A 21095-nucleotide genomic window follows, 5' to 3' on the forward strand; every position below is an offset into this window, starting at 1 on the left:
GGATTTCACCGCGATTTCACCTGTCCCTGCTTATGCTGGCGGCTCTTTTACTTGAAGGGAAGCCCATGAAAATCGCCATCAGCCTGCTGATCCTGTCCTGCCTGTGCACGTCCGCGCTGGCCCAGGTGCAATCGTTGCAGCACAAGGACGACAAGCGCCGCTACATCGTCTACACGCCCGCCGCCTACCACAGCCAGCCGCAGCAGGCGTTTCCCGTCGTCTTCAATTTCCATGGCGGCGGCATGAGCATGGCCGAGCAGATGCTGTACACGCAGATGAACAAGACGGCCGAGCAGCAGCAGTTCATCGTCGTCTATCCGCAAGGCATCAAGCAGGACTGGAACGTGGGCTTCGGCATGGATTACCTGGCAGGCACGGACGACATCGGCTTCACGCAGGCGATGTTGAGCAAGCTCAAGCAGGACTACCGCATCGACGACAAGCGCATCTATGCCACGGGCCTGTCGCGCGGCGGTTTCTTTGCCCTGCGCCTGGCGGCCGAGCTGCCCCAGCATTTCGCGGCCGTCGCCTCGGTGGGCGCGCCGATGCCGGAGCCCGTGGTGCAGCACCACCGGAAGGCGGACAAGGTCGGCATGCTGCTGATACAGGGCACGGCCGACAAGGTGGTGCTGTACGAGGGCAAGGCGGCCAGTTATCTGTCGGCCGAGGACACGTTTCGCTACTGGCGCAAGCACAACGGCATCGACGGCGCCACGCCGCAGCCGCGCCTGATCGCTGGCGCGGCCGGCGATGCCACGCAGGTGAGCTGGCTGGAGCAGGGCGCGGGCGCCGCGGGCGCCAGCGTGGCATTGGTCACGGTCAAGGATGGCGGCCATACGTGGGCCGGCGCCGATGCCTTCAATATCGGCCTGCCCATCGGCAAGACGACGCGCGCCATCGATGCGAACGAGGTCATCTGGGAGTTTTTCAGGCGCCATCGCCGCTGAGGCGCATGCCCGCGCGCGCGGGCGAGCCGCCATGCTAGGATGGCGGCCATCGCCGCAGGCGGCAAATCAAGGGAAGGGGGCACGGTGGGAATGTCAGAAGCAGGTATCGCGGCCATGGCCGAGGCGATCTTTGCCAAGCCCGGCGCGGCCGTGGCGCAGGCGTATTCGGCGCCGGAACGGGAAACGCTGCATTTCCACACGCCCGCCGAGCTGTGCGCGCATGCGGCCAGGCTGGAGGCCGAAGGGGCAAGCGAGGTTTTCCTGGCCGTCCATTACCCCGACATGGCCGGGCAGTTCGCGCCGCGCCGCATCGCGCTCGACCCGGCCAAGTGCGGCGGCCTCACCTACCGTCATGTTTGCGAAGGCTGGGGCGTCATCCGCGTGTATCTGCGCTTGTCCGGCGGCAAGGGGCTGGACTCGAACGTGGGCGCCAATTCGCAGAAGCGCGCGGAAAAATGGCAACCCCATTACCCGGAATTCGGCCCCACCGATGCCTGGGACTGGGCTGCCGTGGGCCGCCATGAACGCCGGCTGATCCGCGTGCTGAAGAAGGTCGCCGCGCAGGATGCGGCGGCGCAGGGGAGCCTGGCATGACGGAGGTGATGCAGATCAATCCGGCCACCGTGTTTTGCCGCGCCCTGCGCCAGTTGTCGGCCATGCTCGACAAGCTGGACGGATGCGGCAGCGAGCCGCCGATCCTGGCGGCGCGCTTGCACCCGGAGATGCTGCCGTTCGCCCAGCAGGTGCGCGCGGCCGTGAGCTTTTCGCTGCGCGGCTGCTGTCCGCTGGCGGATCTGGCCGTGGCCGATTTCAGCGCCGCCGCCAGCCTGCAGGAACAGATCGCGCAGACCGTATGCTATCTTGAAGCCATCGCGCCTGAGCGCTTCGCGGGCGCGCCCGAACGGATCTGCCGCGACCGCGCCGGCTTTGCCGACCTCGCGCTGCCGGCCGATGAATTCCTGCACCTGTATATCCTGCCGAATTTCTACTTTCATTTCGGCATGGCGTATGCGATCGCGCGCAGCCGTGGCGCGGCCATCGGCAAGGGCGATTTCGATGGCTATCACGCGTATGCGCCGGGTTTTTCCTTCGAACGGCCGGCCGCGGCCTAAGACGCTACAGTCCCGCTTCCTTCCACGACGCCAGGCCCAGCCGCTTCAGCAGCCGGCCCGACAGGCCGCAGCTCCAGCAGCTCATCTGGATTTGCCGGTGCTGCGCCGGTGTCGCCGCCTGCCAGGCTTGCTCGGCAAAGTCCAGCAGGGCGTCGCTGAGCGGGGAAGCATCGGCCACGGGCGGCAACCGGCCCATCAGCGTCAACACGCCATGTCCCGCGTGCGGGATCTGCAGCAAGCCGGCCAGCAGGGCGCGCAGGACGGCGCCGTCGATGGAGCCGCTGGCCTGCGCAAGCCGCTGCTGCCAGGATGGCCCGCGTGCCTGCCACAGGGCCAGCAGCGCCGGCACGTCGGCGGGCTGGAGTTGCCCGATCAGCTCGTCCGCCTCGAGGAACAGGTCGAGACGGTCATACTCGCCGTCGTCCAGGCCCAGCAGTTCGTCCAGCTCGTCCAATATGGCCACGCTCATGCCACCACGTTGGTCGGCGCCCCGCGCTCGAACGCTTCGATGTTGTCGATCAGCATGTCGGCCAGTGTCTGCATGGCTTCGCCGCTGGCCCAGGCCGTGTGCGGCGTGAGGATGAAGTTGGGCAGGCGCAAATTGAGCAGCGGATTGTCGGGCAGCGGCGGCTCCTTGCTCAACACGTCGAAGCCGGCGCCGGCGATCACGCCCTTGCGCAATGCCTCGGCCAGCGCCGCTTCATCGACGAGGCCGCCCCGCGCTGTGTTGATCAGCAGCGACGTCTGCTGCATGCGCGCCAGTTCCTGCGCGCCGATGATGTTGCGCGTGGCCTCCGTCAAGGGCAGGTGCAGGCTCAGCACGTCGGAAGTGGCCAGCAGCGCGTCGAACGTCACTTCCGTCACGCCGTCTTCGTCGATGGGCGAACGGTTGTGCACCTGCACCTGCATGCCGAAGGCGCGCCCCAGCTGCGCCACGGACTTGCCCAGCTTGCCGTAGCCGAGCAAGCCCAGACGGCTGCCGGCCAGGTCGCGGACCGGATGGCCGAACAGGCAGAAACGCTCCGAGGCCTGCCACAGGCCCGCTTCCACGTCGGCGCGGTAGGCGATCAATTGCCGGCGCAGGGCCAGCATCAGCGCCAGCGTATGTTCGGGCACGGTGGCGCGCGCATAGTCGCGGATGTTGGCGACGACGATGCCCCGTTCGCGGCAGGCAGCCAGGTCGAGGATGTCCGTGCCGGTGGCGGCCACGGCGATCATCTTCAGGTCCGGCAGCTGCGCCAGTTCGGCCGCGCGCAGCGGCACCTTGTTCGTGATGGCGATGGTGGCGCCTTGCAGGCGGGCCACCGTCTGTTCGCTGCCCTTGGTATGCGCATGTTCCTGCCAGCTGTGCGCGAAGGCGGGCGGGCGCACGCTGGCGATCAGGCTGTCGCGGTCGAGAAAGACGATGCGGTGCGGGTGCGGCGATGTGCTTGCTGCTGTCATGGCTGGGCCTCGGTCAGGTTGGCGCGCGCGCTGGCGGGACTGCTCTTGCCCTTGAGCTGCGTGGCCGGGTGATTGGTAAACATGTCGGCGACCCATTCGACAAACACGCGCACCTTGGCGGACAAATGGCGGTTGGGCGGATAGATCACGTGGATGGGCAGCGGGTCGGATTCCCATTCGTCGAGCAATTCCACCATTTTGCCCTGTTCTATCAGCGGCGCAAGCATGAAATGCGTCATTTGCACGATGCCCAGGCCCGCCAGGCCGGCGGCCGTGTAGGCGTTCGAATCGTTCAGGGCGATATGGCTGGGCATGACGATCTGGATGCGTTCGCCGTCGCGCGTGAAATCCCAGTCGAAGGTCTTGCCCGTCTTGGCGGAGAAAAAATTCACGCCACGGTGCTGCGCCAGGTCGCTCGGGTGCAGCGGCGTGCCGTGGCGCGCCAGGTAGGCGGGCGAGGCGCACGTCATGAAGTGCAGTACGCCGACGCGGCGCGCGATCAGGTTCAGGTCGCCCAATTCGCCGCCGCGCACGGCGCAGTCGACGCCTTCCTCGATCAGGTCGACGGGGCGGTCGCTGCAGCCGAGTTCGAGCACGATGTCGGGGTAGCGGGCGAAGAAGTCGGGCAGGGCGGGGATGATCAGTTCGCTGGCCAGGGCCGTGGGGGCGTCCACGCGCAGCCGTCCGCTGGGGCTCAGTCGCGTGCGCGACAGCGATTCCTCGGCTTCGCGCACGTCCGACAGGATGCGCACGCAGCGCTCGTAGTAGGCGGCGCCGTCGGACGTGATGCTGACGTGGCGCGTGGTGCGGTTCAGCAACTTAACCGACAGGCTCGCTTCCAGCGACTGGATCAGGGTCGACACGGTCGCTTTCGGCAGCTGCATGTTTTCCGCCGCGCGCGTAAAGCCGCCCGCATCGACGACCTGGATGAAAACTTCCATTGCTTGCAGCTTGTTCACTTGATTCCTTATCATGTTGCGCCAGATTGTTCGTAATTCTGAACAATCAATTCGTCATTGCACTCTTTATCAGATTGTAGATCAAGTCTATAGTTGTTGTACTGCAGCATAAATGTGAATGCCGCAGGAAGTTCACAGGAGAAAAATCATGGGTCATCGGAATGGAATCTTTGCAGTGCTCGCTCTCGCTATGAGCTCGCTCGCTCTGGCCGCGATGGTATCGACGGATGCATACTCGATGGCGGCGCAAAGCGAAGCCAGCGGTTATAGCGCCCTGACCCATGAAGTGGGCGGCGTCGCCCTGTTGTGCCTGAACGACACGGTGCTCGATGCTGCGGTGCAGCCGGTGGTGGCGCAATGAGCGTTGCCGACACGGCGGTCGAACTGGCGCCTGAACAGTCGCTGAAGATACGCGACATCCAGGTGCAGGGCGCGCAGGATGCGCTTGCCGCGCGGGTCTACACGGCCGGCGTGCCGGGCGCCAGGCAGCCGAACCTGATGGTCTTCTTCCACGGCGGCGGTTTCGTCGATGGCGACCTGGACGACGCGGACGATTTCCTGCGCTGCCTCGTGCTGAGCAATCCCGACCACGTGGTGCTGGCCTCGAACTACACGCTGGCCAAGGTGCGGCCTTTCCCCGCCGCCGTGGAAGACGCGCACGCCGTGCTGCTGTGGGCAAAAAAGAACAAGTCCAAGCTGGGCTGGACGGGCAAGCAGATGGTGGTGTCCGGCATCGAAGCGGGCGCCAACCTGGCTGCCGTGTGCGCCATGATGTCGCGCGACCGCGGCGGGCCGCCGCTCGCGGGCCAGGTGCTGATCATGCCCATGCTCGACCCGGGCCTGTCGACCTGTTCGATGCGCACCCTGCCGACCTGCCCGGACCTGGCGGAAGTGGCCGACCAATGCGCCGCCGCCTACCGTGGCTACCTGCCGAATGCCGCCGACCGCAGCCATCCTTACGCGTCGCCATTGCAGTCGAGCCGCCTGAAGAACCTGCCGCCGGCGCTGATACTGTCCAGCGAAGATGACCCATTGCGCGATGAGGCTGAACAATACGGTAGCAAGCTGATCGCCTGCGGCATCAAGACCACCGTGCGGCGCATGGCCGCCGCGCCGCTGCAGGATGCGGGCGCCCGCAATGAATGTGCCTGCAAAGTCCAGGTATTGGGCGAGATCGCCAGCTTTGTCGCCGGATTGGGGCAAGAGCCCGAATCGTGACGCCGCCATGTGCGGCACCAAAAAAAACTTACACTAATCAGTTTACTTTTTAAGTTTTGGTTGTTACACTGCCGAGTGTAGATTCTCATTGTAACGCCATTCCTGTCTGCGCTGTGCACTCGCACAGCCGGTTTCGTCGTCCCCGTCTGCTTTTAACCAGCTGGCGGCCTGTTTACCTTTGATCGAGCGCCGTCGGGCGCCATGGCAACACCGTTCACTGCAGTTTCCACCTTTTAGCTGGGTTGCTTCCTGCCGCCCATACCATTAGAAATTTTCATAAAACAGGGAAATAAAATGAAAAACGCTCAACAATTTTCCACTTTGGGAACTTTACTCAAGCCCCTGGCCGCCTCGCTCGCGCTGGCCGGACTGGTGGCCGTGAGCCTGGCCGGATGCGATTCCGCCAACAGCAAGGTGCCCGACGCGCCAGCGGCCGGTGGCCCGCCCATCTCGGCTGCCGCCGTGGTGGAAAAACAGATCACGGAAACGCAGGAATTCTCGGGCCGCCTGGAAGCGATCGAGCGCGTGGAAATCCGTTCGCGCGTCGGCGGCTTCATCACGGCCGTCAATTTCAAGCCGGGCAGCGAAGTGAAGAAGGGCGATGTGCTGTTCGTCATCGACCCGCGTCCCTTCCAGGCGGAAGTGTCGCGCGCCGAAGGCACGGCGGCCTCGGCCCGCGCCAAGGCGGAACTGGCCAAGCTGGAACTGTCGCGCGCTGAAAAGCTGCTGGCTGAAAAAGCCATCGCCCAGCGCGAATTCGATGAAAAAGCCTCGGGCCTGAAAGAGCTGGACGCCAATGCCCGCTCGGCGCAAGCCGCGTATGAAGCGGCCAAGCTGAACCTGTCGTACACGCAGGTGCAGGCGCCGATCAGCGGCCGCGTCAGCAAGGCGGAAATCACCGTCGGCAACCTGATCGACGCGTCCGCCATCCTCACCTCGGTGGTGTCGACGGACCGCATCTACGCCAGCTTCGACGGCGATGAAGATACCTATCTGCGCGTGGCCGGCACGGCGCAAAAGGGCACGCCCGTCACCGTCAAGGTGGGCCTGGCCAACGAAACGGGCTTCCCGCATGAAGGCAAGCTGGAATTCGTCGACAACCAGCTCGACCCTGCGACGGGCAGCGTGCGCATGCGCGCCACCTTCGCCAATGCCGAGCGCCAGCTGGTGCCGGGCCTGTTCGCGCGCATCCAGCTCGACGGCGGCAACGGCCCGCAGGCGCAAAGCACGGCGCTGTTGATCTCCGACCGCGCCGTCGGTACGGACCAGAGCCGCAAATACGTCTACGTGGTGGGCGCCGACAACAAGGCCGAGTACCGCGCCGTCAAGCTGGGCCCGAATTCGGACGGCTTGCGCGTGGTGCGCGAGGGCTTGAAGGTGGGCGAAAAAATCGTCGTCAACGGCTTGCAGCGCGTGCGCCCCGGCGCACCGGTGACGCCGCAGATGGTGGCCATGGATTTCGACCCGACCGCGCCTGTCGCCCCCGCAAAACCTGAAGCAAAAGACGCCAAGATCGCCGCGAAAGCAGCATCGACTTCCAAGGAATAAACATGAACTTTTCCCGCTTTTTCATCGACAAGCCGATTTTCGCGGCGGTGCTGTCGATAGTCATATTCGTGGCCGGGCTGCTGTCGATTTTCGGCCTGCCCATCTCCGAGTATCCCGACGTCGTGCCGCCGTCCGTGGTGGTGCGCGCGCAGTACCCGGGCGCCAACCCGAAAGTGATCGCCGAAACCGTCGCCGCGCCGCTCGAGGAGCAGATCAACGGCGTCGAGAACATGCTCTACATGTCCTCGCAAAACACGTCCGACGGCGCCATGATGCTGACCGTGACCTTCAAGATCGGCACCAACGTCGAGCAGGCCGAGACGCAGGTGCAGAACCGCGTGCAGCGCGCCTTGCCGCGCCTGCCCGAGGAAGTGCGCCAGATCGGCGTGACGACCGTCAAGTCGTCGCCCAACCTGACCATGGTGGTGCATCTGGTCTCGCCGAACAAGCGCTATGACGACATGTATCTGCGTAACTACGCCGTGCTGAACGTCAAGGACCAGCTGGCCCGCCTGCCCGGCATGGGCGACATCCAGATCTTCGGCGCCGGCGACTACGCCATGCGCATCTGGCTCGACCCGCAAAAAGTGGCGGCGCGCGGCATGACGGCCAATGACGTCGTCGACGCCATCCGCGAGCAGAACGTGCAGGTGGCTGCAGGTGTCATCGGCGCTTCGCCGGCGAAGAACTCGGACTTCCAGCTGACCGTCAATACCCAGGGCCGGCTGCAGACGCCCGAGGAATTTGGCGCCATCATCGTGCGCACCAATGCCGACGGCGCCGTGACGCACCTGAAGGACGTGGCGCGCGTGGAAATGGGCGCCAACAGCTACTCGCTGCGTTCGCTGCTGAACAATAATCCGGCCGTCGGCATGGGTATTTTCGAAGCGCCGAACGCCAACGCGCTGCAACTGTCTTCCGACGTGCGCGCCAAGATGGACGAACTGAAAAAAGACTTCCCGCAAGGCGTGGAATACCGCATCGAGTACGACCCGACGCAGTTCGTGCGCTCGTCCATCGAAGCCGTGATCCATACCCTGCTGGAGGCCATCGCCCTGGTGGTGCTGGTGGTGATCATCTTCCTGCAAACCTGGCGCGCATCGATCATCCCGCTGCTGGCCGTGCCCGTCTCCATCGTCGGCACCTTTGCCGTGATGCTGGGCTTTGGCTTCTCGATCAACACCCTGTCGCTGTTCGGCCTCGTGCTGGCCATCGGTATCGTCGTCGATGACGCCATCGTCGTGGTGGAAAACGTCGAGCGCAACATCGAGGAAGGCTTGTCGCCGCGCGACGCCACCATCCAGGCCATGAAAGAGGTCAGCGGTCCTATCGTCGCCATCGCCCTGGTGCTGTGCGCCGTGTTCGTGCCGATCGCCTTCGTGCCCGGCCTGTCGGGCGAGTTCTATCGCCAGTTCGCGCTGACCATCGCCATTTCGACCGTGATCTCCGCTTTCAGCTCGCTGACCCTGGCACCGGCCCTGTCGGCAGCGCTGCTGCGTCCGCACGATGCACCGAAAGACGCGCTGACGCGCGGCATGGACAAGGTCTTCGGCCGCTTCTTCGCCTGGTTCAACCGCTTCTTCGGCCGCGCTTCGCACCGCTATGAAGCGGGCGTGAAGGGCGTATTGGGCCGCAAGAGCGCCTCGCTGGGCGTGTACGCGCTGCTGGTGGTGGCCGCCATCTTCACCTTCAAGGCCGTGCCGGCCGGCTTCGTGCCGGCGCAGGACAAGCAATACCTGGTGGGCTTTGCGCAATTGCCTGATGCCGCCTCGCTGGACCGCACGGAAGATGTCGTGCGCCGCATGTCCGACGTCATCAAGTCGGTGCCTGGCGTCGAGTCGACCATCGCCTTCCCGGGCCTGTCGATCAACGATTTCACCAATGCGCCGAACGCCGGTATCGTCTTCGCCACCCTGAAACCGTTCGACGAACGCACCAGCAAGGAATTGTCGGGCGGCGCCATCGCGGCCGAGATCAACAAGCGCCTGGGCGGCATCCAGGATGCCTTCATCATGGTCTTCCCGCCGCCGCCCGTCAACGGCCTCGGTACCATCGGCGGCTTCAAGATGATGATCGAAGACCGCGGCAACCTCGGTTACGACGCGCTGTACAACGCCACCCAGGCGCTGGCCGCGAAAGCGTACCAGACGCCGGAACTGGCGGGCGTGTTCTCGGGTTACCAGATCAACGTGCCGCAGCTGTTTGCCGACGTCGATCGCGTGAAAGCCAAGCAGATGGGCGTGCAGCTGCAAACGATTTACCAGACCTTGCAGATCAATCTCGGCTCGCTGTACGTGAACGACTTCAACCAGTTTGGCCGCACCTACCAGGTGCGCGTGCAGGCCGACGCCGCGTTCCGTTCGCATGCCCAGGATATCGCGCAGCTGAAGGTACGCAATGACAAGGGCGAAATGATCCCGCTGTCGTCGCTGATGCGTGTCAAGGATAGCTATGGTCCTGACCGCGTGCAGCGCTACAACGCCTATGCCGCAGCCGACTTCAACGGCGGCGCCGCGCCTGGCGTGTCGAGCGGCCAGGCGCAAGCCGCGCTGGAACGCATCGCCAAGGAGGTGCTGCCGCAGGGGATTTCGTACGAGTGGACGGAACTGACCTACCAGGACATCTTGTCCGGCAATACGATGATCTATGTGTTCCCGCTGTGCGTGCTGCTGGTGTTCCTCGTGCTCGCCGCCCAGTACGAAAGCTGGACCCTGCCGCTGGCCGTGATCCTGATCGTGCCGATGTCCATCCTGTGCGCCTTGCTGGGCGTCAAACTGACCGGTGGCGACAACAATGTGTTCACCCAGATCGCGCTGTTCGTGCTGGTGGGGCTGGCATCGAAGAATGCGATCCTGATCGTGGAATTTGCGCGCGAACTGGAAGACCATGGCCGCAGCGTCGTGCAGGCGGCGCTGGAAGCGTGCCGTCTGCGCCTGCGTCCGATCCTGATGACGTCGATCGCCTTCATCATGGGCGTGGTGCCACTCGTGTTCTCGCACGGTGCCGGTTCGGAAATGCGCCATGCCATGGGCGTGGCGGTGTTCGCCGGCATGCTGGGCGTGACCTTCTTCGGCCTGTTCCTGACGCCCGTGTTCTATGTATTGCTGCGCACCCTGGCGCAGCGTTTTGAGAAAAAACCAGCCGCCGCTGCCGCCAAGCCTTCCGCCGCGCCAGTGCTGGACCTGGAAGGAGATATATATTGAAAACCAACGCAACTACACGGGTAACCGTCCTGCGCACGGCCTTGACGGCCATGGCCGCCGCCGTGCTGCTGGCCGCCTGCGCGGCGCCCGAGTTCAAGCAGCCGCAGATCGAGACGCCGGCCGCGTTCAAGGAAGCGCAAAGCCTGCCCGCCGTGCAGACGGCGGCCGACGGCACGCGCTGGAAGCAAGGCGTGCCGGCCGAACGCCAGGCGCGCGGCGAGTGGTGGCTGGCCTTCAATGATCCGGCCCTGACCAGCCTGATCAATGAGGCCACGCAGGCGAACGCCAACCTGGCCGTGGCCGCCGCCCGCGTCAAGCAGGCGAGGGCCATTGCCGGCATCGCCGAAGCGGACCGCATCCCGCAAGTGGGCGTCAACGTGGGCGGCCAGCGCAACCGCGCCTCCGCCGTGTCGCTGGGCTTGCCGAACGGCGCGCCCGTCGCCGCCGGCAACGTCTACCAGGCCAACCTGACGGCCAGCTACGAAGTCGACCTGTTCGGCCGCGTGGCATCGAATGTCAGCGCCTCGCGCAGCGATGCGCTGGCCGTGGAAGCGACTTACCGCTCCGTGCTGCTGTCCCTGCAGGCCGACGTGGCGCAAACCTACTTCCAGCTGCGCGCCACGGACGCGGAACTGGCGACCCTGGAGCAGACGGTGCGCCTGCGCGAGGAAAGCGTGCATGTGAACCAGCGCCGCTATGACCTGGGCGACATCGGCGAATTCGATTTGTCGCGTGCCCGCACGGAGCTGTCGACGACGCGCGCCGAGGCCATCGGCCTGCAGCGCCAGCGCGCCACCAGCGAGCATGCGCTGGCCGTCCTGCTGGGCAAACCGGCCGCCAGCTTCACGGCGACCGTCAACCCGCTGCAGGATAGCGGCTTCCTGCCCGTGATCCCGGCCGGCATGCCGTCCTCGCTGCTGGAGCGCCGCCCCGACATCGCGTCGGCGCAGCGCACCATGGAAGCGTCGAATGCGCGCATCGGCGTGGCGAAATCGGCGATGTTCCCCGCGCTGACCCTGAACGCGTCCGGCGGCGGCGCGTCCGACACGTTCTCGGACATCTTCAAGTGGAGCAGCCGCTCCTGGCTGCTGGGCGCCCTGATGTCGATGCCGATCATCGACGGCGGTCGCAACAAGGCTGCCGTGACGCGCAGCGAGGCGCAGCTGGAAGAGTCGGTGGCGACGTATCGCCAGAGCGTGCTGGTGGCGTTCGCCGAGGTGGAAGACAACCTGGCCGGCCTGCGCATCCTGTCTGGCCAGACGCAGCAGATCGACGAAGCCGTCGTCTCGGCGCGCCGCTCGGCCGACCTGGCGCAAAAGCTGTACGACGCGGGCCGTTCCAGCTACCTGGACCTGCTCGACGCGCAGCGCAACCTGGCCTCCATCGAGCGCAATGCCGTGCAGCTGCGCGGCAACCGCGCCGTTACCACGGTGGCGCTGATCCGCGCCCTCGGCGGCGGCTGGGGCGAGACGGAGCCGCAAGTGGCGGCCAACTAGATTCCCGGCACCGCGGGCTGGGGAATCCGGCCCGCGGCAAGGGAGGCAGATCGGGAACGGCGTCGTGCGCTTGCACGGCGCCGTTTTTTTGTGCTCCGCAAGTTGAATCCGTTTGCGGCAAGGCCGCGTAAGTAGTCCTGCAATCATGCAAACGCAGTCATCCAGGAGATATCATCATGCGCACCTTCGTTCCCGCAGCACTGTTTGTCGCTTCCATGCTGGCCGCCAGCGCCCCTTTTGCCGCCGACATGACGACCATGGTGGGCGGCCAGAGCATGTATCCGAGCAAGGATATCGTCGACAACGCCGTCAATTCGGCCGACCACACGACCCTGGTGGCCGCCGTCAAGGCCGCCGGCCTGGTCGATACCCTGAAAGGCAAGGGACCGTTTACCGTGTTCGCGCCGACGAATGCGGCGTTCGGCAAGCTGCCGGCAGGCACGGTCGACACCCTGGTCAAGCCCGAGAACAAGGCGACCCTGACGAAAATCCTCACCTATCACGTGGTACCTGGCAAATACGACTTCAAGGCGCTGGCCAGGGAAATCAAGATGCATGACGGCAAGGCGACCCTGCCCACGGCCAGCGGCGGCAAGCTGATGTTCGCCATGAACGGCATGCACAATATCGTCGTGATGGATGAAGGCGGCAACAGCGCCAACATCAGCACCTATGACGTGTATCAATCGAATGGCGTGATCAATGTCATCGACACGGTGCTGATGCCGAAATAAGTGGACGAAGAAGTGGACGAAGAAGCGGACGAAAAAAAAGACAGGGAAAACCCTGTCTTTTTTGCCTGCATGCTGCCGATTACTTGGCTGGCGCTGGAGCCGCCGCAGCTTCCGCAGGGGCTGCCGGCGCGGCCTTGTCTGCAGGCGCCGCTTTCTTTGCCTTGTGGTGCTTGGCTTTCTTGTGCGCGGCCGGCTTGACGGCGGCTGGCGCTTCGGCCTTGGCTGCCGGCGCTGCGGCGGCTGCGGGAGCGGCCGGTGCAACTGGTGCTGGCTGGGCGGCTGGCGTCTGGGCGAAAGCGGCGGTGGCGAACAGGCTGGCGATCAGGGTGGCGATAACTTTTTTCATGGCGAGATCCTTGGTTGTTTGTCGGGGTGATGCAGTGATAGGGAATTACTTCGCTGGCGCGGCTTCGGCGGTGGCCGATGCCAGTTTTTCGTCAGCCTTGGCCTTGGTTTTCTTGGCCTTGTGGTGCGCCTTGGCCTTGGCGGCGGTCGCTTCCGTTTTCGCGCTGGCTACTTCCGTTTTTGCGGCGACGACAGCCTTGGCTTCTTTCGCATCGGCTTTGACGACGGCTTGCGCTTCCTTGGCATCGGCCTTCACGACGGCCTTGGTGTGGGCCGCTTCCACTTTGGCGGGTACCGAGGCTGCCGCAGCGGCAGGCGCTGCTGGCGTCTGGGCAAAGGCAGCGGTTGCGAACAGGCCGGCGATCAGGGTAGCGATTACGTTTTTCATGGTGCAGTCCTCAGTGGTGGTTTGTCTGGTATGTCTGTTGGTGCCGGGATGATTCCCGTGTCACTGAGCATAAAACGCGTGCCCGAATGCTTGCGTTGACGACCATTACAAACGCTTACATCTGCTTGCCATCGGCCGTCAGGATGGCTTTCAGGATGTCTTCCGAACGGCGCTGTCCATAGCCCTTGCCGTACGCGCTGGAAGCCACGCTCACCACCATGCGGCGCGTGGGGATCACATAGATCTTGTTGCCGCCATTGCCGGAGGCGAAGAACACGGGAATCTTCTGGCCGGCGATGTCCTGCGTCTTCGCATACCAGAAATAGCCGTAGCTGTCGGCGTAGCGGTCCACCGCGCCGATGGCCACGCGCGGCGCCAGCGCGGCCTTGAGCCAGCTGACGTCGATCACGCGCCGGCCGTCGAACATGCCGTCGTCCAGCACCATCTGTCCGATTCGTGCCGTGTCGCGCGCGCGCAGCGACAAATTGCCCTGGCCTTTAGGATGGTTTGCCACGTCGCGGCCCCAGCTCCAGCGCGTGATGCCCAGCGGCGCGAACAAGGCCTTGGCGGCATAGTCTTCCAGGTCGGCGCCGCCGGCGTTTTCCACCACGCGCCCGGCGATATACGAGCCCAGCGAGTTGTAGCGGTATATGCCGCCCGGTGCGGCGGCTGCGGGCACGCCGCGCACGAAGGCGGCGGGATCCGGCGCTTCATCGAGCTTGTCTTCATTGCCTGGCGAGGCTGCGTCTTCGTCGAAGGCGGCCAGGCCGGAACGCATGGTCAGCAAATCGTCGAGGACGACCTTGCCCGCGGGGCTGTCGGCCACCTCGGGCCAGTAGTGGCCCACTGTTTTGCTTGTTGTCAGCTGGCCGCGCGCCACGGCCGCACCCACCAGCAAGGCGGTGATGCTCTTGCCGGCCGAACGGATGTCGTGCAGGGTGTCGGCCGTTTCGCCGTTGTAATAGCGCTCGGCCACGATGGCGCCGTCGCGCAGCACCACCACGGCGCGCAGGTCGCCATGGCTGTCGCGGTCCTGGGCTTGCAGTACCTGGTTCAGGGTGGGCTGGGGCGCGTCTTGCGCCACAGCGGCGCAGGACAGGAGTAGGGTGCTCAGAAGTGACAGGGACAGGCGGCGCATGCGAGGAACTCCGTATGATAGCGGGAGTGTCAGTGTCTCGCATGCGCGCCGCTTTGTCGCGCGCTATCTGGCCTGCTCGATGAAGTTCGCATGAAGGCCATGCGGAAAAGGCGGCACATGGCCGTCGCGCCATGCAAAAGGACAGCCGAGGCTGTCCTTGTTATTACCGCGGTCGAAGTCACGCAAGCACCGACCCGGCGGAGGCGCTCCCGTGACAACTGCCTCGATTACTTCGCTGGTGCCGCAGGAGCAATCGCTTCCGCCGCTTTCGCTTCGCCTGCCGCCAGCTTGGCTTTATTGGCCTTGTGGTGGGCCTTGGCCTTGCTGACCTTGGCGTCGGCCTTGGCGCTGGCGACATCGGCTTTCGCATCGGCGACGACGGCCGCTTCTTTCGCTTCGGCTTTCACGACGGCCTTGGTTTCCTTGGCATCGGCCTTGGCGACGGCTTTCGTGTGGGCCGCTTCCACTTTCGCTGGAACCGGGGCTGCCGGAGCAGCAGGGGTTTGGGCGAAGGCGGCGGTGGCGAACAGGCTGGCGATCAGGGTGGCGATAATTTTTTGCATGATGAGGTCCTTGGTGTTTTGTCTAGGTAATAAAGTGAAAGGGGATTACTTCGCTGGAACGGCTTCGGCGGTGGCCGATGCCAGTTTTTCGTCAGCCTTGGCCTTGGTTTTCTTGGCCTTATGGTGCGCCTTGGCCTTGGTGGCGGTCGCTTCCGTTTTCGCGCTGGCGACTTCCGTCTTTGCGGCGACGACAGCCTTGGCTTCTTTCGCATCGGCTTTGACGACGGCTTGCGCTTCCTTGGCGTCGGCTTTCACGACGGCCTTGGTGTGGGCCGCTTCCACTTTCGCGGGAACCGAGGCTGCTGGAGCGGCAGGCGTTTGGGCGAAGGCTGCGGTAGCGAACAGGCCGGCGATCAGGGTAGCAATTACTTTTTTCATGGTGCAGTCCTCGGTGGTGGTTTGTCTGGTGTGCCGGGATGATTCCCGTGTCACTGAGCATAAAACGCGGCCAGGAAGCATACAGTTGACCTCGTTTACACTTTCTTACAATCGCGTGAATTAAGCACCGTTGATGCAAAATATGGGCATGAAAATGCAAAAAGACAGCCGAAGCTGTCTTTTTGCGTGGCGCGGAACGTGCGCGGATTACTTGGCTGCTGCGGTCGCTTCAGCTTTTTCTTCGGCGGCTTTCGCTTTCGCTTTTTTGGCTTTGTGATGGGCCTTGGCCTTGGCGGCGCCGGCGTCAGCCTTGGCGCTGGCTACATCGGCCTTGGCGTCGGCGGCAACAGCGGCTTCCTTGGCGTCGGCCTTGACGACGGCTTTGGTTTCCTTGGCTTCTGCTTTAGCCACTTCCTTGGTGTGCTTGGCTTCGGCCTTGGCAGGCACGGCTGGCGTTTGAGCAAAGGCTGCGGTAGCGAACAAGCCGGCGATCAGAGTAGCGATTACTTTTTTCATGGTGCAGTTCCTCGAGAAGTGGGGTTGTAGTTCAGGAGATCAATCCCCTGTCACTGAGGCAAAAACGCGCCGCAGGGCAATAGCGTTGACAGCTATTTCAGGTAATTACAAACACTTACATTTGCCGCCCCGGGCACTCTGTTAGCTGGCGCACCGCGCCGCCGCCCTCTGCGGCCTAGACTCGGGACCATCATCATTGCATGGGTTCGCCATGAAAGCCGCCTTGAAGACCTACCGCTCCAAGCGCAACTTCGCCGTCACGCCGGAACCGGCCGGCGGCGATGAGGAAGCGGGCGCGGCGCTCGCTTTCGTGATCCAGAAGCACTGGGCCAGCCGCTTGCATTACGATTTCCGGCTGGAACTGGACGGCACCATGAAAAGCTGGGCCGTGCCGAAAGGCCCCAGCTACGACACGCACGACAAGCGCATGGCGGTGCAGGTGGAAGACCATCCCGTTTCGTACGCGCGCTTTGAAGGCACGATTCCCGCAAAACAGTATGGCGCTGGCAAGGTCATCATATGGGACAAGGGCACGTGGCAGCCGCAAGCGGCCACGCCGGACGCGCGCAAGGCGCTGGCGGCCGGCGAGCTGAAATTCACCCTGCACGGCCACAAGATGCATGGTAACTGGGTGCTCGTGCGCATGAAGGGCAAGGGCGACCAGCGCAGCGAAAAGCAGCCGGCCTGGCTGCTGATCAAGGAAAGAGATGCATACGCGCGGCCGGCTGTCGAATTTTCCGTCGTCGACGAGTTCCCCGACAGCGTCAGGAACAAGGCCATGCCCAGGCCACGGAAGGCCGCCGCTCCGCCTGCGGCGCCGCTGCCCGCCACCTTGGCGCCGCAGCTCGCCACCCTGGCCGATGCGCCGCCGCCCGATGCGCAGGACTGGATCTTCGAGCTGAAATTCGACGGCTACCGCATGCTGGCCCGCTGCGATGGAAAGCATGTTGATTTGATCACGCGCAACGGCAATGACTGGACGGCCAAATTGCCGGCATTGCGGCAGGCGCTGGAAAAGCTGGGCTTGCCGCCGGGCTGGTATGACGGCGAAATCGTCGTCAACGGGGTGGATGGCCAATCCGATTTCGGTGCCCTGCAGCGCGCTTTCGACGCGGCAGCCACCAGCGCTATCGTGTATTACCTGTTCGACGTGCCGTACTTCGACGGCCACGACTTGCGCGGCCAGCCCGTCGAGGCGCGTCGCGCGCTGCTGGAGCAGTTGCTCGGGCAATTGCCGGCCTCGCCCCTGGTGCGCTTCAGCGCGGCGCTCGACGCCGGGCCGCGGGAGTTGCTGGCCCATGCCTGCAAGCTGGGGCTCGAGGGCGTGATCGGCAAGCGGCGCGGCTCGCCGTACGCGGCGCGCCGTTCCGGCGACTGGATCAAGCTCAAGTGCGGACTGCGCCAGGAATTCGTCATCGGCGGCTATACGGCGCCGCAGGGTGCGCGCGAAGGCATCGGCTCGCTGTTGCTGGGCGTGTACGACGCCCACGGCCAGTTGCGCTACGCGGGCAATGTGGGCAGCGGCTTTGACGATGCCACTTTGCGAGAGGTGCGGCGCCGGCTCGACGCGCTGGCCGTCGATGCCAGCCCGTTCGCGGGCAGGGCGGGCGGCGTGCGCCAGCCGCTGTGGGTACGGCCGCAACTGGTGGCCGAGGTCGGTTTTGCGCAATGGACCAGCGCTGGCGCCGTTCGCCATGCCGTGTTTCACGGTTTGCGCCTGGACAAGAAGCCGGCCGACATCGTGCGCGAGCGGGCGCAGCGGATCAAAAAGGAGGCGGCGATGCAGGAGAAACAGGAGAAACAGGAGAAACAGGATATCGAACCGGACGGCATGCTGCCGGCCAGCTTCAAGGTCAGCCATGCCGGGCGCGTGATCGACAGGGACAGCGGCGCCACCAAGATCGACCTGGTGCGCTATTACGCGCTGGTCAGCAAGCTGATGCTCGTGCATTTGCGCGGGCGGCCCGTGTCGCTGGTGCGCGCGCCGGCCGGCGTCGGCGGCGAGCTGTTTTTCCAGAAGCATGCGGATGCGTCCAGCATGCCCGGCGTCAAACAGCTCGATGCGCGGCTGGACCCGGCACATGCGCCCATGCTGGAAGTGGCGACCATGCAAGGCCTATTGTCGGCGGCGCAATGGAATGTGGTGGAATTCCACACGCAAAACGCGCTGGCCAGCGCCTACGACACGCCGAACCGCCTGGTGTTCGACCTCGACCCGGGCAAGGGCGTGGCCTGGCCCGCCATCCGGGAAGCGGCCGTGCTGCTGCACGCCTTCCTGACGGAGCTGGGCTTGCCCGCGTTCCTGAAGACCAGCGGCGGCAAGGGCTTGCACGTGGTCGTGCCGATCCGGCCGAAACACGATTGGGACACGGTGAAACGGTTTTCACAAGCGATCGTCGAACACATGGCGCAGCTGATACCGCAGCGCTTCGTCGTGAAAAGCGGTCCGGCTAACCGCGTCGGCAAGATTTTCATCGATTACCTGCGCAATGGGCGCGGCGCCACCACCGTGTGCGCGTGGTCGGCCCGCACGCGCTCGGGCCTGGGCATTTCCGTGCCGCTGGCCTGGGAGGAACTCGATGCATTAACAGCGGGCGACGCGTGGAATGTCGGTAACGTGCACGGCCGTCTGGACGTCGGCAATGCGCCGTGGGCCGGCTATGCGCGCAGCGCGAAAGGCCTCGACGCGGCCATGAAAAAACTCGGCGTCGACGCTTGACCCGGCGCGGATGGCAATAAATGCAGTTTACTTGCGTTTAATTTTATTCGTAACTATACTTGTTACATGAAGACACCGAGCCGCCTCTCCACCGTCCTGCATGGCCTGCTGCACATGGCCGGGCAGGTGGAACCCATGACGTCCGAAACCCTGGCGCAATGCCTGCACACGCATCCCGTGGTGGTGCGGCGCAGCATGGCCAGCCTGCGCCAGGCCGGCCTCGTGCACTCGCTGCGCGGCCATGGCGGTGGCTGGTCGCTGGCGCGGCCCCTGTCGGCCATCAGCCTGCGCGACGTGTACGCGGCCCTGCAGGAAACGCTCAGCGTGAAGGTCGACATCGGCGCACCCCATGCGCAATGCCTGGTCGAGCAAGCCGTCACGCGCGTGCTGGCCGACGCCTACCTCGAAGCGGAAGCCCTGCTGGTGGCGCGCCTGGGCGAGATCAGCCTGCAAGCTCTGCTGCTCGACATAGGCAATGGCGCGCCGTTCACCGCCGGCGGGCCGCCGCCGGCAGGCTTGCTGGCCCATCCCCCCACCCCATCCTGAGGAATCGACCATGTTTGACGTCATCATCATCGGCGGCAGCTTTGCCGGCCTGTCGGCCGCGCTGCAACTGGCGCGCACGCGCCGTCCCATCCTTGTCATCGACGCGGACGCGCCGCGCAACCGTTTTGCCGCCCACGCGCACGGCGTGCTGGCGCAGGACGGCAAGCCCGGCGGCGTCATCCTGGCCGAAGCGCGCGTGCAGCTGGCCGCCTACCCGAACGTGACGCAGTTATCGGGCACGGTGCGGCAGGCAGAAGCTCTTGCTTCCGGCAAGATCGCCTTCGCCGTCACGCTGGACGATGGCAAGCGCGTCGAAGGCCGGCGCCTGATCCTGGCCACGGGCATGCGCGACGTGCTACCCGAACTGCCGGGCGTGGCCGAACGCTGGGGCCGGACGGTCTTGCATTGCCCGTATTGCCATGGCTATGAAATCGGCGGCGGCCCCATCGGCGTGCTGGGCCGGCTGCCCGCGTCCGTGCACCAGGCCAGCCTGATCGCGGACTGGGGCGACGTGACCTTGTTTACGGCCGGCATGCCGCCGCTCGACGGGGAAGCGCTGCAATTGCTGGCGCGGCGCAAGGTGGCGATAGAGAGCGTGGCCGTCACGGCCATCGAGGGGGCGGCGCCGGCCATCGACGGCCTGCGCCTGGCCGACGGCCGGCTGGTGCCCTTGCGCGCGCTGTTCCTCGCCGCACCCGTGCAGCAAGCCAGTCCCCTGGCGCAGCAGCTGGGTTGCGTGCTGGAAGAGGGCATGATGGGGCCCCTCGTGCAAGTGGACGCCATGAAGATGACGTCCGTGCCGGGCGTGCATGCGGCCGGCGACGCGGCGCGCGCCATGGCCAATATCACGTTTGCCATGGCCGATGGCGTGATGGCGGCCGTGGGCGCCCACCATGCGCTGATCACGGAGGAGGGGCAGGCTTGATGCCGGTCAGGCGGCCTTGCGGCGGGACGCGGCCGGCTTGCGCGCGGCGGGCTTGGCCACGGTGTGCGCCGCCCGTTTCCCGCTAATGCCGGCAGCGCTTTTGCGCGCAGCGGCGGGGGCTTTCCTGCCCAGGCTTTGCTGCAGCAGGGCCACCAGGTCGATCACATTGCTGCCGCGGTCTTCCTCCGGATCGGGTGCGGGCGGCGTGATGGTCTTGGTCTGCTTCGCCTTGATTTTCTTTTTGACCAGCGCCAGCACGTCTTCGCGGTAGCTGTCGTGGTATTGCTCCGGGTCCCAGGCTTCGCTCATGCCATCGACGAGGGATAGCGCCATCTTGAGTTCCTTGTCGCTGATGCCGGCCGCTTTCAGGGTGCTGCCGGGCAAGTCCAGGTCGTCCGTGGGACGCAGCTCGTCGGCATAGCGCAGGGTGTTGAGCACGATGGCGTCCTTGACGCACACGAGCGCGCACAGGTGCTGCTTGGTGCGCATGACCACGCTGGCGATGCCCACTTTGTTGGCTTTGCGCAAGGTTTCGCGCAGCAGCGCGTAGACTTTCTCGCCCCCTTTCGCGGGCAGCAGATAGTACGGGTGTTCATAAAACGTCAGCGGCACTTCGGCCGCATCGACAAAGGTGAGGATGTCGATGGTTTGCGTGGCTTTCACGTTGGCCTGCTTCAAGTCTTCCTCGGACAGCACCACGTATTCATCCGTCTTGTATTCATAACCCTTGATGATGTCGTCCCATTCGACTTCCTTGCCCGTCTGCTTGTTGTAGCGCTTGTAGCCGATGGGCGCGAAGTCGCGCCGGTCCAGCATGGACAGATCCAGTTCATGGTCGAGACTGGCTGAAATCAGCTCGACGGGGATATGCACGAGGCCAAAGCTGATGGCGCCTTTCCACAGTGCGCGCGCCATCG

General features: G+C 64.7%; 22 protein-coding genes. 12 read left to right on the top strand and 10 right to left on the bottom strand.

Features of this window, described 5'->3' with window-relative positions:
• The first annotated feature begins 65 nt into the window (after positions 1-65).
• The 3 genes from YQ44_RS08685 (at position 66) to YQ44_RS08695 (ending at position 2059) form a co-directional block, all read left to right on the top strand.
• Positions 66-947: an alpha/beta hydrolase family esterase gene (locus tag YQ44_RS08685; RefSeq protein WP_071323030.1), complete on the top strand. Its 882-nt coding sequence runs from the start codon at positions 66-68 to the stop codon at positions 945-947.
• A 90-nt stretch (positions 948-1037) separates the two neighbouring features.
• On the top strand, positions 1038-1541 hold the full coding sequence (locus YQ44_RS08690; RefSeq protein ID WP_071323031.1) for a hypothetical protein: 504 nt from the start codon (positions 1038-1040) through the stop codon (positions 1539-1541).
• Positions 1538-2059 (top strand): DUF1993 family protein, encoded by a 522-nt coding sequence (locus YQ44_RS08695; protein WP_232251195.1) that lies wholly within the window; start codon positions 1538-1540, stop codon positions 2057-2059. The genes YQ44_RS08690 and YQ44_RS08695 overlap by 4 nt, the downstream gene beginning before the upstream one ends.
• 4 nt (positions 2060-2063) lie before the next feature.
• Here the strand turns inward: YQ44_RS08695 and YQ44_RS08700 are convergent, their stop codons facing one another.
• Genes YQ44_RS08700 through YQ44_RS08710 form a run of 3 tightly spaced genes read right to left on the bottom strand, consistent with a single transcriptional unit; the run spans position 2064 to position 4461 of the window.
• Entirely contained in the window at positions 2064-2522 is a 459-nt protein-coding gene (locus YQ44_RS08700; protein WP_071323032.1) for a hypothetical protein, read from the bottom strand.
• 2 nt (positions 2523-2524) lie between these two features.
• On the bottom strand, positions 2525-3502 hold the full coding sequence (locus YQ44_RS08705) for a D-2-hydroxyacid dehydrogenase (RefSeq protein ID WP_071323033.1): 978 nt from the start codon (positions 3500-3502) through the stop codon (positions 2525-2527).
• Positions 3499-4461 carry a LysR family transcriptional regulator gene (locus tag YQ44_RS08710; RefSeq protein WP_071323034.1) on the bottom strand — a complete coding sequence of 321 codons (963 nt, stop codon included), beginning with the start codon at positions 4459-4461 and terminating at the stop codon, positions 3499-3501. Before YQ44_RS08710 ends, YQ44_RS08705 begins: the two co-directional genes overlap by 4 nt.
• A gap of 190 nt (positions 4462-4651) precedes the next feature.
• Between YQ44_RS08710 and YQ44_RS28155 the strand changes: the two genes are divergently transcribed.
• The 6 genes from YQ44_RS28155 (at position 4652) to YQ44_RS08735 (ending at position 12660) form a co-directional block, all read left to right on the top strand.
• Complete coding sequence (locus YQ44_RS28155; protein ID WP_156894740.1) at positions 4652-4822, top strand: hypothetical protein; 171 nt, start codon at positions 4652-4654, stop codon at positions 4820-4822.
• Positions 4819-5679, top strand: a complete 861-nt coding sequence (locus YQ44_RS08715; protein ID WP_071323035.1) for an alpha/beta hydrolase — start codon at positions 4819-4821, stop codon at positions 5677-5679. Before YQ44_RS28155 ends, YQ44_RS08715 begins: the two co-directional genes overlap by 4 nt.
• Positions 5680-5973: 294 nt before the next feature.
• Positions 5974-7227 carry an efflux RND transporter periplasmic adaptor subunit gene (locus YQ44_RS08720; RefSeq protein WP_071323036.1) on the top strand — a complete coding sequence of 418 codons (1254 nt, stop codon included), beginning with the start codon at positions 5974-5976 and terminating at the stop codon, positions 7225-7227.
• A 2-nt stretch (positions 7228-7229) separates the two neighbouring features.
• The gene (locus tag YQ44_RS08725) at positions 7230-10430 is read left to right on the top strand and encodes an efflux RND transporter permease subunit (RefSeq protein ID WP_071323037.1); all 3201 of its coding nucleotides are present in this window, start codon (positions 7230-7232) and stop codon (positions 10428-10430) included.
• Positions 10431-10480: 50 nt separating this feature from the next.
• Positions 10481-11926 carry an efflux transporter outer membrane subunit gene (locus YQ44_RS08730; protein WP_071323038.1) on the top strand — a complete coding sequence of 482 codons (1446 nt, stop codon included), beginning with the start codon at positions 10481-10483 and terminating at the stop codon, positions 11924-11926.
• A gap of 176 nt (positions 11927-12102) precedes the next feature.
• Positions 12103-12660: a fasciclin domain-containing protein gene (locus YQ44_RS08735; protein ID WP_071323039.1), complete on the top strand. Its 558-nt coding sequence runs from the start codon at positions 12103-12105 to the stop codon at positions 12658-12660.
• A gap of 79 nt (positions 12661-12739) precedes the next feature.
• Here the strand turns inward: YQ44_RS08735 and YQ44_RS08740 are convergent, their stop codons facing one another.
• The 6 genes from YQ44_RS08740 to YQ44_RS08765 all read right to left on the bottom strand — a co-directional run bounded on the left by YQ44_RS08740 (position 12740) and on the right by YQ44_RS08765 (position 15988).
• On the bottom strand, positions 12740-13006 hold the full coding sequence (locus YQ44_RS08740; protein WP_071323040.1) for a hypothetical protein: 267 nt from the start codon (positions 13004-13006) through the stop codon (positions 12740-12742).
• 45 nt (positions 13007-13051) lie between these two features.
• Entirely contained in the window at positions 13052-13393 is a 342-nt protein-coding gene (locus tag YQ44_RS08745) for a hypothetical protein (RefSeq protein ID WP_071323041.1), read from the bottom strand.
• Positions 13394-13508: 115 nt separating this feature from the next.
• The gene (locus YQ44_RS08750) at positions 13509-14531 is read right to left on the bottom strand and encodes a serine hydrolase domain-containing protein (RefSeq protein ID WP_156894741.1); all 1023 of its coding nucleotides are present in this window, start codon (positions 14529-14531) and stop codon (positions 13509-13511) included.
• A gap of 227 nt (positions 14532-14758) precedes the next feature.
• Positions 14759-15094 carry a hypothetical protein gene (locus tag YQ44_RS08755; protein WP_071323042.1) on the bottom strand — a complete coding sequence of 112 codons (336 nt, stop codon included), beginning with the start codon at positions 15092-15094 and terminating at the stop codon, positions 14759-14761.
• A gap of 45 nt (positions 15095-15139) precedes the next feature.
• Positions 15140-15472: a hypothetical protein gene (locus YQ44_RS08760; protein ID WP_071323043.1), complete on the bottom strand. Its 333-nt coding sequence runs from the start codon at positions 15470-15472 to the stop codon at positions 15140-15142.
• A 207-nt stretch (positions 15473-15679) separates the two neighbouring features.
• Positions 15680-15988 carry a hypothetical protein gene (locus tag YQ44_RS08765; protein WP_071323044.1) on the bottom strand — a complete coding sequence of 103 codons (309 nt, stop codon included), beginning with the start codon at positions 15986-15988 and terminating at the stop codon, positions 15680-15682.
• Positions 15989-16199: 211 nt separating this feature from the next.
• Here YQ44_RS08765 and ligD point away from each other — a divergent pair, with 211 nt between their 5' ends.
• The 3 genes from ligD to YQ44_RS08780 all read left to right on the top strand — a co-directional run bounded on the left by ligD (position 16200) and on the right by YQ44_RS08780 (position 20178).
• Entirely contained in the window at positions 16200-18707 is a 2508-nt protein-coding gene (gene ligD, locus YQ44_RS08770; protein WP_071323045.1) for a DNA ligase D, read from the top strand.
• A gap of 66 nt (positions 18708-18773) precedes the next feature.
• Positions 18774-19253: an Rrf2 family transcriptional regulator gene (locus YQ44_RS08775; RefSeq protein WP_071323046.1), complete on the top strand. Its 480-nt coding sequence runs from the start codon at positions 18774-18776 to the stop codon at positions 19251-19253.
• A 10-nt stretch (positions 19254-19263) separates the two neighbouring features.
• Positions 19264-20178, top strand: a complete 915-nt coding sequence (locus YQ44_RS08780; RefSeq protein WP_071323047.1) for an NAD(P)/FAD-dependent oxidoreductase — start codon at positions 19264-19266, stop codon at positions 20176-20178.
• 6 nt (positions 20179-20184) lie between these two features.
• On the opposite strand, the gene ku is transcribed toward YQ44_RS08780, so the two are convergent.
• Positions 20185-21093, bottom strand: a complete 909-nt coding sequence (gene ku, locus YQ44_RS08785) for a non-homologous end joining protein Ku (RefSeq protein ID WP_071323048.1) — start codon at positions 21091-21093, stop codon at positions 20185-20187.
• Between the last annotated feature and the right edge of the window lie 2 nt (positions 21094-21095).

This window comes from Janthinobacterium sp. 1_2014MBL_MicDiv (assembly GCF_001865675.1).
In the GTDB taxonomy this organism is placed as follows: Bacteria; Pseudomonadota; Gammaproteobacteria; order Burkholderiales; family Burkholderiaceae_D; genus Janthinobacterium.

Excerpts from the sequence above, each read along its gene's own strand:
- YQ44_RS08765 (WP_071323044.1), bottom strand. The coding sequence starts at position 15,988 with ATGAAAAAAGTAATCGCTACTCTGATCGCCGGCTTGTTCGCTACCGCA.
- YQ44_RS08705 (WP_071323033.1), bottom strand. The coding sequence starts at position 3,502 with ATGACAGCAGCAAGCACATCGCCGCACCCGCACCGCATCGTCTTTCTC.
- YQ44_RS08720 (WP_071323036.1), top strand. The coding sequence starts at position 5,974 with ATGAAAAACGCTCAACAATTTTCCACTTTGGGAACTTTACTCAAGCCC.
- YQ44_RS08690 (WP_071323031.1), top strand. The coding sequence starts at position 1,038 with ATGTCAGAAGCAGGTATCGCGGCCATGGCCGAGGCGATCTTTGCCAAG.
- YQ44_RS08775 (WP_071323046.1), top strand. The coding sequence starts at position 18,774 with ATGAAGACACCGAGCCGCCTCTCCACCGTCCTGCATGGCCTGCTGCAC.
- YQ44_RS08725 (WP_071323037.1), top strand. The coding sequence starts at position 7,230 with ATGAACTTTTCCCGCTTTTTCATCGACAAGCCGATTTTCGCGGCGGTG.
- YQ44_RS08760 (WP_071323043.1), bottom strand. The coding sequence starts at position 15,472 with ATGAAAAAAGTAATTGCTACCCTGATCGCCGGCCTGTTCGCTACCGCA.
- YQ44_RS08685 (WP_071323030.1), top strand. The coding sequence starts at position 66 with ATGAAAATCGCCATCAGCCTGCTGATCCTGTCCTGCCTGTGCACGTCC.
- YQ44_RS08745 (WP_071323041.1), bottom strand. The coding sequence starts at position 13,393 with ATGAAAAACGTAATCGCTACCCTGATCGCCGGCCTGTTCGCAACCGCT.
- YQ44_RS08735 (WP_071323039.1), top strand. The coding sequence starts at position 12,103 with ATGCGCACCTTCGTTCCCGCAGCACTGTTTGTCGCTTCCATGCTGGCC.
- YQ44_RS08740 (WP_071323040.1), bottom strand. The coding sequence starts at position 13,006 with ATGAAAAAAGTTATCGCCACCCTGATCGCCAGCCTGTTCGCCACCGCC.
- YQ44_RS08750 (WP_156894741.1), bottom strand. The coding sequence starts at position 14,531 with ATGCGCCGCCTGTCCCTGTCACTTCTGAGCACCCTACTCCTGTCCTGC.
- ku (WP_071323048.1), bottom strand. The coding sequence starts at position 21,093 with ATGGCGCGCGCACTGTGGAAAGGCGCCATCAGCTTTGGCCTCGTGCAT.
- ligD (WP_071323045.1), top strand. The coding sequence starts at position 16,200 with ATGAAAGCCGCCTTGAAGACCTACCGCTCCAAGCGCAACTTCGCCGTC.
- YQ44_RS08715 (WP_071323035.1), top strand. The coding sequence starts at position 4,819 with ATGAGCGTTGCCGACACGGCGGTCGAACTGGCGCCTGAACAGTCGCTG.
- YQ44_RS08755 (WP_071323042.1), bottom strand. The coding sequence starts at position 15,094 with ATGCAAAAAATTATCGCCACCCTGATCGCCAGCCTGTTCGCCACCGCC.
- YQ44_RS08695 (WP_232251195.1), top strand. The coding sequence starts at position 1,538 with ATGACGGAGGTGATGCAGATCAATCCGGCCACCGTGTTTTGCCGCGCC.
- YQ44_RS28155 (WP_156894740.1), top strand. The coding sequence starts at position 4,652 with ATGAGCTCGCTCGCTCTGGCCGCGATGGTATCGACGGATGCATACTCG.
- YQ44_RS08730 (WP_071323038.1), top strand. The coding sequence starts at position 10,481 with ATGGCCGCCGCCGTGCTGCTGGCCGCCTGCGCGGCGCCCGAGTTCAAG.
- YQ44_RS08780 (WP_071323047.1), top strand. The coding sequence starts at position 19,264 with ATGTTTGACGTCATCATCATCGGCGGCAGCTTTGCCGGCCTGTCGGCC.